14 protein-coding genes and 2 tRNA genes are annotated in these 12,782 nt (G+C 56.4%); 5 read left to right on the top strand and 11 right to left on the bottom strand.

Annotation, left to right across the window (positions count from 1 at the left end; translation table 11 throughout):
• The first annotated feature begins 87 nt into the window (after window positions 1-87).
• The gene (locus tag ACN08Y_RS05250) at window positions 88-333 is read left to right on the top strand and encodes a hypothetical protein (RefSeq protein WP_419099593.1); all 246 of its coding nucleotides are present in this window, start codon (window positions 88-90) and stop codon (window positions 331-333) included.
• Window positions 330-1,325, top strand: a complete 996-nt coding sequence (locus ACN08Y_RS05255; protein ID WP_419112032.1) for an SRPBCC family protein — start codon at window positions 330-332, stop codon at window positions 1,323-1,325. Before ACN08Y_RS05250 ends, ACN08Y_RS05255 begins: the two co-directional genes overlap by 4 nt.
• A 28-nt stretch (window positions 1,326-1,353) precedes the next feature.
• Here ACN08Y_RS05255 and ACN08Y_RS05260 read toward each other — a convergent pair whose 3' ends face one another.
• Entirely contained in the window at window positions 1,354-2,574 is a 1,221-nt protein-coding gene (locus ACN08Y_RS05260; RefSeq protein WP_419112033.1) for an MFS transporter, read from the bottom strand.
• 114 nt (window positions 2,575-2,688) lie between these two features.
• Between ACN08Y_RS05260 and ACN08Y_RS05265 the strand changes: the two genes are divergently transcribed.
• Window positions 2,689-2,979 carry a LysE family transporter gene (locus ACN08Y_RS05265; RefSeq protein ID WP_419112034.1) on the top strand — a complete coding sequence of 97 codons (291 nt, stop codon included), beginning with the start codon at window positions 2,689-2,691 and terminating at the stop codon, window positions 2,977-2,979.
• A gap of 21 nt (window positions 2,980-3,000) precedes the next feature.
• Here ACN08Y_RS05265 and ACN08Y_RS05270 read toward each other — a convergent pair whose 3' ends face one another.
• Window positions 3,001-3,432 carry an ASCH domain-containing protein gene (locus ACN08Y_RS05270; protein ID WP_419112035.1) on the bottom strand — a complete coding sequence of 144 codons (432 nt, stop codon included), beginning with the start codon at window positions 3,430-3,432 and terminating at the stop codon, window positions 3,001-3,003.
• Between the two features lie 181 nt (window positions 3,433-3,613).
• Here ACN08Y_RS05270 and ACN08Y_RS05275 point away from each other — a divergent pair, with 181 nt between their 5' ends.
• Both ACN08Y_RS05275 and ACN08Y_RS05280 read left to right on the top strand, forming a co-directional pair.
• A complete protein-coding gene (locus tag ACN08Y_RS05275) occupies window positions 3,614-4,378 on the top strand; it encodes a ThiF family adenylyltransferase (RefSeq protein ID WP_419112036.1) in 765 nt (254 codons plus the stop codon).
• Between the two features lie 25 nt (window positions 4,379-4,403).
• Window positions 4,404-5,216, top strand: coding sequence for a TatD family hydrolase (locus ACN08Y_RS05280; RefSeq protein ID WP_419112037.1), 813 nt, complete (start codon window positions 4,404-4,406; stop codon window positions 5,214-5,216).
• A 73-nt stretch (window positions 5,217-5,289) separates the two neighbouring features.
• On the opposite strand, the gene ACN08Y_RS05285 is transcribed toward ACN08Y_RS05280, so the two are convergent.
• The 9 genes from ACN08Y_RS05285 to obgE all read right to left on the bottom strand — a co-directional run bounded on the left by ACN08Y_RS05285 (window position 5,290) and on the right by obgE (window position 12,780).
• Window positions 5,290-5,365 (bottom strand) — tRNA-Ala (locus ACN08Y_RS05285).
• A 1-nt stretch (window position 5,366) separates the two neighbouring features.
• Window positions 5,367-5,439: transfer RNA gene (locus ACN08Y_RS05290), tRNA-Ala, on the bottom strand.
• Between the two features lie 201 nt (window positions 5,440-5,640).
• The gene (gene rsfS / locus ACN08Y_RS05295; protein WP_419099583.1) at window positions 5,641-6,093 is read right to left on the bottom strand and encodes a ribosome silencing factor; all 453 of its coding nucleotides are present in this window, start codon (window positions 6,091-6,093) and stop codon (window positions 5,641-5,643) included.
• 61 nt (window positions 6,094-6,154) lie between these two features.
• Window positions 6,155-7,261 carry a hypothetical protein gene (locus tag ACN08Y_RS05300; RefSeq protein ID WP_419112038.1) on the bottom strand — a complete coding sequence of 369 codons (1,107 nt, stop codon included), beginning with the start codon at window positions 7,259-7,261 and terminating at the stop codon, window positions 6,155-6,157.
• Window positions 7,262-7,349: 88 nt separating this feature from the next.
• Window positions 7,350-8,045 (bottom strand): nicotinate-nucleotide adenylyltransferase, encoded by a 696-nt coding sequence (gene nadD, locus ACN08Y_RS05305; RefSeq protein ID WP_419099581.1) that lies wholly within the window; start codon window positions 8,043-8,045, stop codon window positions 7,350-7,352.
• A gap of 98 nt (window positions 8,046-8,143) precedes the next feature.
• Window positions 8,144-8,392 carry a hypothetical protein gene (locus ACN08Y_RS05310; RefSeq protein ID WP_419099580.1) on the bottom strand — a complete coding sequence of 83 codons (249 nt, stop codon included), beginning with the start codon at window positions 8,390-8,392 and terminating at the stop codon, window positions 8,144-8,146.
• A gap of 131 nt (window positions 8,393-8,523) precedes the next feature.
• Window positions 8,524-9,807 (bottom strand): glutamate-5-semialdehyde dehydrogenase, encoded by a 1,284-nt coding sequence (locus ACN08Y_RS05315; protein WP_419112039.1) that lies wholly within the window; start codon window positions 9,805-9,807, stop codon window positions 8,524-8,526.
• A gap of 78 nt (window positions 9,808-9,885) precedes the next feature.
• On the bottom strand, window positions 9,886-11,079 hold the full coding sequence (proB, locus tag ACN08Y_RS05320; protein WP_419099578.1) for a glutamate 5-kinase: 1,194 nt from the start codon (window positions 11,077-11,079) through the stop codon (window positions 9,886-9,888).
• A gap of 126 nt (window positions 11,080-11,205) precedes the next feature.
• Complete coding sequence (gene obgE / locus ACN08Y_RS05325; protein ID WP_419099577.1) at window positions 11,206-12,780, bottom strand: GTPase ObgE; 1,575 nt, start codon at window positions 12,778-12,780, stop codon at window positions 11,206-11,208.
• Between the last annotated feature and the right edge of the window lie 2 nt (window positions 12,781-12,782).

Below are 12,782 nucleotides of genomic sequence, written 5' to 3' on the forward strand. Positions count from 1 at the left end.
AGTCAGCATGGGACTGCACGGAAAACTATCTAGACAATTGTCAACATATATTGACACTATCCCCCATTAGCAACTAAGGTTGACATCATGGATCCAGAAGCAGCCACCCATCAGGCAGCCAACACCAGTGACCCTAGACGGGGTCTGCGTGCAGTAGCAACACTGAAAGCTCTTGCCGACTCTCTTGAACATCAGCAAGTCGAAGCCGCGCTCAAGAGCGGCATGAGCTGGCAGGCCATTGCAGATTGCCTAGGGGTTAGCCGGCAGGCTGTGCACAAAAAGTACGCCAAACGGATAGACCCATCTATCCCTCTCCCACGGAGGAAATCATGACCCTACAGAACAAGCAGGCGCCTTCATTAACTGATTACATCGCAACCCTTACCCTAGCCCGGGATATTGCAACAGAGCGAGGCAAAAATATCATCGACCTGCCCGATCTGCTCATGGCTCTCGCACTCGATGCTGGCCAAGTCGGGGTCACCCTCCGCAGTCACAGAGCACACCCAAGAGTCCTAGCTAGCGCGACCAGAGCAGTTGATAACAAGCTACTCAAAGAACTCGGTATCAGCGCACCAGCCCCAGTGTCACTCCCGGAGCTTGCTGGCTACCAGCTGACTGACCGCGCAAGGAGAATTCTCAATCAGGTAAAGACATCCCGTGAGCTAGCCCTTGCTCTGGCCCAAGAGTCCAGTGGGTATATCCAAGAGATCCTGAGCGAAGCCAAGATAGAGCATTCAGCGCTTGTAACGGCCCTAGAACAGCTGCCCTCCTCTACATCCAGGCAGGTTGTTGACACTTCACATCAGAACCGTATCGGTGCAAGTCACACGGTATTCCTTCCGACCAACCCGCAAAAGGCCTGGGAATTCGTCAGCAACCCCAGCAACCTCCCCAACTGGCTACCTGCTATCGAGTCTCTCGAGGTAAAGCCAGGATCCACCGGACCCTGGCTTGGTCGCTCAGCTGCTCCCACCGGAAAATTTTCTAAGGTTCCAAGCAAACCAAGCCGGCAGGTTCAAGAAGTCACTCTCATAGGAAAAGACGCAGAAAGTAAGCGCATTGAGTATGAGCTCAAGTTCCCCCATGAACCGCAGCTGAACACTCAACAGGTTTCAGTCCAGCTCACCGAGGACTCAAATGGGTGCATCTGCCAGCTATCTCTCGTATGGGTTCGGCCCAACAGCAAGAAGATAGGCACCCTCCAAGGCCTGGTGCGCAAGCCACTTGGCCTTATTGCTAAACCTGCCGTGAGGTACTTTGTGATGGGGCAGGCAACCGCTATCACGAGGAACCTACGTCAAGCATTAGATAAGGAACTTTAAGGTCAGCTAGGTAGACCGTCCCCAGGAATTAGCGTCTGCTAGCCCACAGCCCTATCGCCCCGGGGGCAAGGAGCAGACCAGCTAGCCCGGCAAGGACAGGGAAGGATGCAGCCGCCAGTACAAGGCCTGATGCCAGTGCTGCCATAGCTGCCCCCAGGTTCATGAGCGCATCTAGGCCGCCTGAGGCTTCAACTCTCTGTTTCTGCGGGAGCGAGGCCGCAAAGAGCGCCGATCCGGCGACAAACACCGCCGACCAGCCCAAGCCCAGCAGGGTCAGGGAAAGTACCATCACAGGCTGGTTCTCGGGTGCAACTATGGCTAGTGCGAGTGAAAGTACAAGTGTCATCAGCCCCGCCATAATAACCGGTCGTTGCCCAAACCTATCAGCGGCAATTCCCATGAGCGGGGACAGGCCGAACATGCCCAGAACGTGCAAGCTGATCGTCAGGCCAATGACTTCAATGCTGGCGCCCTGGTGGTTCATGTGAACCGGCGTCATGGTCATCACGCTCACCATCACAGTATGGGCACCCAGCAGAGCAAGAACAGCGCACCGTGCCTGAGCGTTACCAACAATATGCCGGTAAACCGCTGCACACCGGGCACCAAAAGAAGGCCGGTGGGGGCTGACTCCCGGCGGGTCAGTCACATTCGATATAAGGGAGGGGGCAGGCAGGAACAGGTAGGCCATCGCTGTAGCTAAGCAGAGAGCAAGGGCAGCTAGCCCGAAGGCTGTGCCGTAGAGGTTGGTACCCCACCGCTCAGAGAGCAGGCGGGCGGGCGTACCGATGTTAGGCCCGAGCACAGAACCGATAGTTCCCACCCACACGATAAAGCTCAGGGCTGAGGCAGGCTGAGACTCTGAGGCCTGGTCGGCCGCTGCAAACCGTGCCTGGTAGCTAGCTGCGCTCCCCGCACCAATCATGAGCATACCCAGGATAACCGGGGTAAGGTAGGCGCCCCCTGCAGAGAATGCCAGAAGAGCAGCCCCCAGGCTTGCGACCAGCCAGCCCACCGAGAGAGCACACCGGCGTGATGTTCGTGCTGCCAGGTTGGCCAGCGGAATACCGAATAGGGCCGCGCCAAAGGTGGAAGCCGTCCTCGCTACTCCTGCGAGCGCCTGGCTGTGGGTCATCTCGCTGGCAAGCAGAATACCGATGGTAGGGGCGACTCCTAGCCCGATGGTTCCAAAGACCTGAGTGAGGGCTAGGGCTAGGAGGGTGCGGCGTTGCGAAGCGGGGGCAGTCATAGCAACCATTGTATGAGGGGTTTACAGGGATGGGGGTGTCCATTTGTTGTTTGTTCTTTCGGCTTGGGTCTTGCCTCCGATTTTGGATAGTGCTATGACTTTCGCCCTCTGGCTTTGGTTGGTCGGGGCTTTTGGGTGAATATGTCTAACCCTAAGGTTATTGTTTTTATGCTTGCCTTTATGCCGCAGTTCATTAGACCCGATCAGCAGCAACTTCCCCAGTATCTGATTCTGGCCGTGACCATGGTGGCTATTGATCTTGCGGTGATGTGGGGCGGTTTTGCTGTGGTGGCTCAGCCGCTGACCCGGCTGAGCCATTCACCGCGCGGGCAGAAGATTCTTAACCTTATTTTTGGTTCCCTCTTCGTGCTGGTGGCCCTCCTGATGATTTTTGCTATCCACTAAGGGCCAAGCTCTTCTGGCCCATTACCTGCTAGACGGTAGCGGGAGCATCCGAAACCATTGGCAGACCACCAGGGTATTTTCATCAAGCTCAATCTCCGGTTGCCCCAAGTGGGTTCGGTAGTCTTCTGATCCCCAGAAAGTACGGTGAGCCGCCCACCAATCGTCAACCGAGGTAAACCCTTCACCTTCTGCCAGAGCAAAGTCAAGTTTCATGTCGCTCACCGGCAGTACCTCCACGGCTACGGTTTCGGTTAGACAGACCGGATGCTGGTGTGAATCAAGAACGATTTCGCGCTGGCCCACCTGGGGCAGGTCTTCCCCAAAGCGCCGGTATTCCTCGTATAGGGATGAGGTCGCGGTCTTCCGCCCGCTAAGAATTGCGGCGACAAGCCGGTCCCGCAGCGGCCCGGGAGTTCCATATTCCCCGACCGGTAGTGCGCCCATATCAGCCATAGCTGCACCTAACCTTATTATTCTCCAGCTCATGTGATGCGTGGTTAGTAGCCTACAGCATTTTGGAGATTTATCTTTCTACTAACCTATCCGATGCACAGGTCTTGTGCCTTGCCCGCCCCCGCGCGATTAGGTTCAAGTATGCGATAATAACCTGGTGCGAGATGAGAGGGGCCCCACCGTGGGAATTGAGAGTGAACGCTTTGCCCGGCTAAGACTGGTCCTTAGAGATGAGGGTCTACAAAAACTGCAGGATGCGACCGTCATGGTTCTTGGATTGGGTGGGGTAGGCTCTGCCTGCGCCGAAGCCCTAGCACGGGGCGGGGTAGGTAACCTGATTGTGCTCGATCGAGATGTGGTTGAAGAGAGCAACATCAACCGTCAGGCTCTGGCGTTTACCTCTACCCTGGGCAAGGTCAAAGCTCAGGTCATGGAGGGCATGATTAAGGAGATTCAACCCGACTGCAAAGTGATTGCCGAGCAGATTTTCCTGACACCGCAGAACATTGCTGAGACCCTTGGGCAGTTCCCACGCCCTGATTACGTCATTGACTGCATCGACACTATCTCCCAGAAACTGGCCGTCTACCGCTGGGCGGCAGAGAACAACATTAACCTGCTAGCCTCTATGGGTGCAGCCAACCGGCTTGACCCGACTATGCTGGAGTTCGCCAATATCCGTAAGACCTATAACTGCTCCATGTCCAGGGTCATTCGCTCGGAGTGCAAGAAACGTGGTATCTACGGTCTAGAGGTTCTTTTCTCCACAGAGCTACCCTTTGCCGTGGAAAAGACCGGTGGAAACACCAAGGGAGAGACCCTGGGGTCCATGAGCTATATGCCGCCTATTATGGGTCAGATGCTGGCAGGTAGGGTCATCCGCCAGCTAGCTGGCATGGAAGAGATTCAGGCACCGCCCTACCTTGCTCCTCAGCCCGGTGAGTAACTCTGTCGAAGAGGAGGGAACCAGCATGCCTAGTCTGCTTCTGGATTCTCATTTTCACCTTGATTTTCTGGCCCCTAAGCTGCGCGAACCTTTTATGAATTCCCTGATCGCTCAGGGTGCACAGGTTGTTGCCCAAACCCTGCTACCGTCAGCCTATAAAGAGCTAGCAGCTTACTCCCCCAGCTCTAGTCTAAGAGGTCAGGCTCCCCTGCTTTCTTTGGGCTTTCACCCCTGGTGGATTACCTCACCGGAGCAGGCCGAACGGGAGCTCGCTATTTTTGAGGAAGAGGTCATGAGCACCAGGTTTATCGGTGAAATTGGCTTGGACTTCCTCCCCCGGCGCTTAGAAACAGCCAGTGCTGACCTCCAACTGCAGGTGTTGGGGCGTATCTTGCTGTCAGTCAAGCAAGCCGCTACAGGATGGCCGGCAGATCAAACCTATGTGCTTTCTCTGCATGCGGTTCGGGCGGTCAGCCCGGTGCTTGACCTTCTTGATCAGTTAACTTCACCTGATTGCTCTGTCGTCCCGGTCATGCACCGTTTTGGGGGCAGCAGCGACGAGCTAACCCGGCTAATCAAGCTGGGCGGTTATATCTCGGTGCACCCGCAGATGTTGGCAACCAAGCGCGGGCGGGCCTATGTGCGCCAGGTGCCTGCTGAGCGGTTGCTACTGGAAACCGACCTGCCCGAAAGCCCGACAGCTGAACTGGATGCAGGTCTCTTCGCTCGCCAGGTTGCTGGGTATCTGCAGCAGATGGTGGATGACATATCAGCCCTGCGGGACGAGGACTTCCTGCTCACGCTACTGGCTACCCAGGCTCTGCTCTACCCCCTCTAGCCCTTCGGCTGGAACGGATATCGGGCACGAAAAAGCGGTCTCCGTGATATGTCATCACGAAGACCGCCTTTCTTGGTGGAGGTAAGGGGATTCGAACCCCTGACCTTCTGCATGCCATGCAGACGCGCTACCAACTGCGCCATACCCCCGTGGAGCTAAGGGGATTCGAACCCCTGACCTTCTGCATGCCATGCAGACGCGCTACCAACTGCGCCATAGCCCCTTATAAAGTTGTGTGCCGCTCTTGGCGACCTCTCCATCTTATGGCACACCCAAGCGCTAAGGCAAATTCACCGACCGGCAACATTTATGAACTGTGCCACACCCTGCGTCTATTGAGAGTTACAGAAAAAGGTGCCCCGCCCACTCGGGGCAGGGCACCTCAAAAAGTAAGCTACGTTCCTGGCTAGCTAGAGCAAAAAATTTAGTCCTCGCGCTGGTTCATCAGATCAGCCTCAGGGGTGATGATATTGAAATCAGCTTCAGCCCCTTGGGTATCAACCCTACCAGCTTCACTTTCCAGGCCAAGGTCGATACGGGGCGCTTCGCCCCACAGGCGGTCCAAAGCATAGAAGGCGCGGTCTTCTTCATGCTGAACATGAACCACAATATCGCCAAAGTCCAGCAAGACCCAGCGGCCCTCGGCGCGGCCTTCCCGGCGCAAGGGCTTGAGGCCCAGTTCTTCGCGGAGCTTGTCCTCCACCTCATCAACAATCGCGTTGACCAGTCGTTCGTTGTGGGCCGAGACCACCAAGAAACCGTCAATCAAACCCATGATATCCGAAGCATCGACCGCCAGCAGGTTAGTACCCTGCATCTGATCAGCCGCGCGTGCGGCTACCTTCAATGCTTCAATAGACTCTGCAGCAGCAGTCATTTCGCCCTTTCCGAGCACTTCACTCCCCCAAACTTTTTGAGGGGTTTTATTCATCTAAAATCTAATTGTAAAAAACGACCCAGACAAGAACCAAGGCAACCAGAAACAGGAAGATGCCCCCCATAGCGACAAGGGTGCCGCCCTTGCCGGGCTTCTCCGAAGATGCCGATTCAACAGCATCAGTCGCCTCAGCATCTGCTGATAGGTCAAGAGCACCGGTACCACCCTGTTGCTGACCTGTGATGACAGAAGCATCAGGTCCGTCAACCAAATCTGCCTGGCACGGTTCATCTGAGGTATCGCTCTCCGATTCAGCAAGAAGCTTGCCCTCAGGAACCTGAGTGTTTTCTTCAGAACTATCAGATTCTACAGCACGAGCCGTCTCGCTGGCTAGGGCATGCTCACTCGGTGCAAGCTGGGCTGGTGTGTCGAGTTCAGTCAAGTCCAGGCCTTGGGCATCGATAGCACGAACGGGGCTAGGTAGCTCTAGAGCAGGAGTCGCAAGGGGAGCCGAGACCGCTTGGGCTACAGCATCATCGGCCTGGTCGGCAGTTTCATTCGTTTTAACTTCTGCTTCTTCAGGGCTGATGGCTTCTTCCTGGGCATCTTCACCGGCAGCAGGCTCATCGTTAGCCTCAGAATTTTCATGGGCTGTTTCGTGGGCGTCGCCCCCTGATGCAAGATCTTCAATACTGATGAAATCGCTGTCGCTACCAATCTCAATCGGTGCTGCCGCAAAGTCAGTCTGGTCAGACCCTAGAGCTTGCCCATCATCGGGTTCGCCAAGAATCTGTTGGCCAATATGCCCCAGGGGGTCCTCAACAAGAGTGACCTGGTTATGGTCATAATCAATGTCAAACTCTCCCTCATCAGTGCTAATACTCCCCATCTGCGAAAGCCCCACCAGGGTAGCACTCGGGTCAGCTTTGACGGTCAGCCCCTCAACCTTCCCCATAAACACAGGAGGAGGGGGTAGCTCATCATCCCCGCGCGCCACGGCCCGCAGGTAATTGGCAGCTTCATCATAGTAGCGAGAAAGACGACGAGGACCCATCGGCCGCGTAGGAGGTGGCACCTCAATACCATCATCTGTGATGAAAGTATCGGAGAGATAACTGGGCGCGACATTTTTACTGGTGCCCTCTGCCTTCTTGGGTGTGCTGCTCACAGTTTCATTCCTCACGAAAGTGCCTAAATCTTGACTCAATAGTACCAAGTCAGCCTTAAAGTCCCCATCAGCCAACCTGGGCCGTTACCTATTTGTGGGCCGGCAAACCATCGCTGTATCGCCCGCCCCCCTCTTCATCGGCGGTGTGCTGGTAGAGGTCATACTTGTTGATGTACTGGACCACCCCGTCGGGCACCAGGTACCACACCGGCAGACGGTACCGCACCCGATCCCGAATATCGGTTGACGAAATCGCCATAGCCGGAATCTCAATAACACGGACTCTACCCTCCGCTTGGGGCGGTACGGTGAGCTCATGACCGGGCCTGGTCACCGCAACGAAGGTAGCCAAATCCCACATTTTGTCTGCGTCTTTCCAGGTAGCGATCTGGCTCATAGCATCGGCCCCGGTGATGAAGAAAAGCTCAACATTCGGTCGATCTTTATGCAGGTCAGTCAAGGTATCGATAGTGTAGGTCGGTCCCCCACGGTCAATATCGACCCGGCTGACGCTAAAGCGCGGGTTAGAAGCTGTGGCAATCACCGTCATCAGGTAACGGTGCTCCGGGTCAGATACCCGTTTCTTAGCCTTCTGCCAGGGGTTGCCCGTAGGCACAAAAACAACTTCATCCAGGCCTAGCACGGCAGCTACCTCGCTGGCGGCCACCAAGTGCCCGTGGTGGATCGGGTCAAAAGTGCCGCCCATGACACCTAACCTCGTTGCTGAGGGGTCAGGCTCAGGGATACTCAAGGCTTTACGGATATCTTGGGCAGGGCGAATCACGGGACTCCTGGGAAGCGGGTTCGGGGTACAGATTCGGCGCGGGCCCCGCGCCCCGAAAGGTCACTGCAGGCAACCGCGCCGAATCTACTAAAGGCTAATTAGTGCTTGTGCTTGCTGGTGTAATCACGCAGAGCTTTGGCCTCATCCTCTGAGAGATGGTCAGCTGCATGATCGGGGCGAACGATGCCGCGGCCAGAGAAAGAAATAGTAATGAAAAAGAGCAGGCCGAAGAAGACAAAGCCAAAAATGGCAAACATGTAGGTAGGCATACCCAGAACATGGAGCTGGTGGCTACCTTCTTCGGAGGCAAGGACTGCGGTGCCTGCTGCAAGAGCAGATGAGATCATGTGTGTACCTTTCAAACCTTAGGGGCGTATGCTCCCCTCAGCGCGGGCATAGTATGGAGCTAACACCATGCTACCGGTTAGAGCCGGCTTCTGCTGGTCTTTCCCCGATAGCCGACAAGTTTTTTACTCACTTAGTCGCGGGTGTGCCAGTCACCTCGCACAATCCACTTGCTTGTGGTCAGTTGTTCAAGACCCATGGGACCGCGAGCGTGCAGTTTCTGGGTGCTAATGCCGACTTCTGCGCCCAGACCGAACTGACCACCATCGGTGAAGCGGGTCGAAGCGTTCACATAAACCGCAGCCGAATCGATATCACGGATAAACTTTTCTGCGTTGCTCACGCTATTTGTCAGGATCGCCTCGGAGTGGCCCGTTGAGTATTTGCGGATGTGTTCAATAGCGGCTGGCAGGTCCGGGACGGTCTTAACCGCTAGGTCGAGAGAACCGTACTCGGTAGCCCAGTCCTCTTCTCTTGCATCAAGTGCCTGAGCACCGGCAGGCAGGTGAGCTCGTGACGCTTCATCAAGGTGCAGGGTTACCCCTGCATTGACCAGTGCGGCCAGGACAGCAGAGGATGCTTCGGAGCCCTCAGCCAGCAGAAGGGTCTCGACCGTGTTGCAGGTACCTGGGCGCTGGGTCTTAGCGTTCACCAAAATCTCAGCTGACTGTGCAGGGTCGGCTGAAACATCGACAAAGATATGGCAGTTGCCTTCACCGGTCTCAATGACGGGAACACGGGCCTTGTTTACCACCGACTGAATCAGCTGGTGGCCACCGCGCGGAATCAGGACGTCAATCAGGCCACGTGCCTGCATGAGCGCATTGGCGCCGTCGCGACCAAACTCATCAACAGACTGCACTGAGTCAATCGGTAGCCCGGTAGCGTGCACAGCATCACGGATAATTCGAACAATGACCTGATTGGTTTTGGCAGCAGCTGAGCCGCCACGAAGCATGACCGCATTACCGGATTTAATAGCCAGGCCAGCAATATCGACCGTGACATTCGGCCTTGCCTCATAAATGGCACCGATAACGCCCAGGGGCACCCGAACCTGCTGCATACGCAGACCGTTGGGTAAGGTTGAACCCCGCACCAGCTCGCCCACGGGATCTGGAAGGGCAACCAGCTCACGCAGAGCAGCTGACAGCTCACTCACACGCTTGGGGTTCAGGGCAAGCCTATCCAGCATGGCCTCGCTCATGCCCTTATCCCGCTCCCGGGCAAGGTCCAGAGCGTTCTGCTCCGTAATAATCTCGGCGTGAAGTTCCAAAGAATCCGCTACCGCAAGCAGGGCTTTATTCTTCCACCGGGTATCAGCCTTCGCCAGCCTACGCGAGGCAATGCGTGCATCCTCAGCCATATCGGCTACCTGACACATCACGTCTTCTGGAACAAGCAGTTGCTCTGCCATCACCCTAACTCCTTCACTCGTTCAAAACCTACACCCCATGCTAGCGACAGATCAGGGCATCAGCCAGGAAAACTTTATCTAACGCACGGCACTAGCAACCAGGGCAATATTATCGGCGTGGGCGACTGTACCGTCGTATGTTTCACCCATAGCCTGCTGAATCTGCCCGGTATGCAGCCCCACCATCTGCGCTGTCTGATCAGAAGAGTAGGAGCTCAAAGCGTGGGCAAGAACCGTGCCTGACTCATCGGCAATCGCTACGGGGCTACCGCCCTCAAAGTTCCCGGAAACACGCACCAGCCCAGCAGCCAGAAGCGAGCGTCGGCGGAGCAGAGCTGCGGCGGCTCCCTTGTCCACGACCAGGGTTCCCTCAATGTCGGCCAGATGTTCCAACCACAGGGTCTGGACGGGCCGGCGCTCGCCGGTAGCGTAGAACCAGGTGCCCACGTCCTCACCAGCAAAGGCTTGGCGGGCCAGAGCCGCGCTGGTGACCAGGGCAGGAATGCCTGAGGCGGCGGCCACCTGGGCGGCCTTGACCTTAGTAACCATACCGCCTGAGCCAACACCGGCAGAACCCACCGAGCCAATACTCAGCCCAGCCAAATCCTGCTCATTTTTTACGTGGCTGACACGTTCACCGCCCTGGTCAGGGTGACGTGTGTAGAGCGCATCAACATCGGATAGCAAGAGTAGAGCATCAGCTTTGACCGTATGGGCAACCAGCGCCGCAATCCGGTCATTATCGCCAAACTTAATCTCAGTGGTCGCCACCGCATCGTTCTCGTTAATAATGGGCATGACTCCCAAATCCAAAAGGCGCTCCAACTGGCGGTGGGCATTCTGGTAGCGGTCACGGGCCATGAGGTCCTCAGCGGTCAAGAGCACCTGTGAAACAGTCACGCCGTAGCGAGAGAAAATATCGGTATAGCGGCTCATCAACAGCGACTGCCCCACCGATGCCGCAGCCTGCTGGGTCGCCAAATCCTTAGGACGGCGTGACAGCCCCAGCGGTGCCAACCCGGCGGCAATAGCACCTGAAGACACAAAAACCAGCTCAATATTGGGGTGCTGCCGCTTTTTCTTGGCGAGGACATCGGAGATGGTAGCAATAGCCAGCTCGTCCAGCGAATTCTCAATAGAGGTAAGGGATGAGGAACCAACTTTCACCACAATGCGCTGAGCCAGCGGCATATCCGAGCGATGGAGAATCGGGCTACGCCGGTGTTTGCCCCGAGACTCAGCACTCGCCTGAAAGGCGTCCTTCAAATCCATTGCTTAGCTCCCTTAAAGAATCGTCTTTAGCTCTTTGAATATACAGCAGAGTCGCCCACCAACTCACGCTGGCAGGCGACTCATTGCACATTATGAAACCCTAATCGCAGCTTTATACCCGGCGCCCTACTGGTCCGAGGAATCCTGAGAGCGCTTTGAATTCTTCTGGGCAACAGATTCGGTCCAAATACCGGCTTTACGCTCAGCTTCAAGCTCTGCTCGAGCCTCAGCCTTGGCATCCATACGCTCGTGGAACTCAGCCTTACGCTGGGCACGAGTCGGGCGAATCAGCTCTTCAAGGCGGGCATCGGTACCGCGCGGTGAGGAGAGTAGCTCTGCGCCACCAACCATAGTGGGTTCCCAGTCAAAGACCACTGCATCGGCTTCTTCACCGATGACCACGGCATCACCCGCAACGGCACCGGCCTTGAAAAGTTCGTCCTCCACGCCCAGACGGTTTAGACGGTCGGCCAGATATCCCACGGCCTCATCGTTGTTAAAGTCAGTCTGTTTGATCCAGCGTTCAGGTTTTTCGCCCATCACGCGGAACAGGGGCTCCAGGTTACGTTCTTCCTTGCGGATAATGAACTCCTGGCGCTTACGCGAGCGGAAGCCCTTGGGCTTGACGATGGTGACATCTTCAGCAGGTGTCTCTTTGCTCTTCTTGCGTGCCTCGCGGTCTTCCTCCACCAGCTTGGCCATGGCAAAAGTGAGCTGGCGCAGGCCCTCATGAGAGGCGGTAGAAATCTCAAAGACTTTGTAGCCGCGCTCTTCAAACATGGGGCGCACGAACTCGGCAAGCTCACGAGCTTCGGGGACATCGACCTTGTTCAGAGCGATAATCTGGGGGCGATCGTTGAGGGGGACGGTCACACCGGCGGTGGGGTCAACCTCGTAGTTTTCCAGCTCAGCACGAATCACATCGAAGTCAGAGATGGGGTCGCGGTTGGGTTCCAAGGTAGCGCAGTCAATGACATGTACCAGTGCGCTTGAGCGCTCTACGTGGCGCAGGAACCTATGGCCCAGGCCCTTTCCTTCTGAGGCTCCCTCGATGAGGCCGGGTACATCGGCTACGGTGTAACGGGTATCGCCTGCCTGCACAACACCCAGGTTAGGAATCAGGGTGGTGAAAGGGTAGTCGGCAATCTTGGGGCGGGCAGCAGAAATAGCGGCAATCAGCGAAGACTTACCGGCTGAGGGGTAGCCCACCAGAGCGATATCGGCAATTGACTTGAGTTCAAGGACGATATCTCGCTGTGAACCGGGAATGCCCAGCAGAGCGAAGCCAGGTGCCTTACGCTTGGTCGAGGCTAGAGCCGCGTTACCCAACCCCCCCATGCCACCTTCAGCCGCAACGAACTCATCGCCCATGCGAATCAGGTCTGCAAGCACGTTACCGTCTTTATCTTTAACCACGGTGCCCTGGGGAACAGGCAGAATAAGGTCTTGCCCATTGAAGCCGTGCGACATGTCGCCACGGCCAATATCGCCGTTAGGGGCGTGCTGGTGAGGGCTGTGGTGGTACTCCAGGAGGGTGGTTGTTTGACCGTCCACACGCAGGATAACGTCACCGCCTTTGCCCCCGTTACCGCCGTTAGGACCGCCCAAAGGCTTAAACTTTTCACGGCGAACCGAGACACAGCCGTGCCCACCGTGCCCGCCTGTTGCGTGCAGGACCACGCGATCTACAAATTCTGCCACGA

The sequence above is a fragment of the Rothia sp. P5764 genome (assembly GCF_048512965.1).
In the GTDB taxonomy this organism is placed as follows: Bacteria; Actinomycetota; Actinomycetes; order Actinomycetales; family Micrococcaceae; genus Rothia.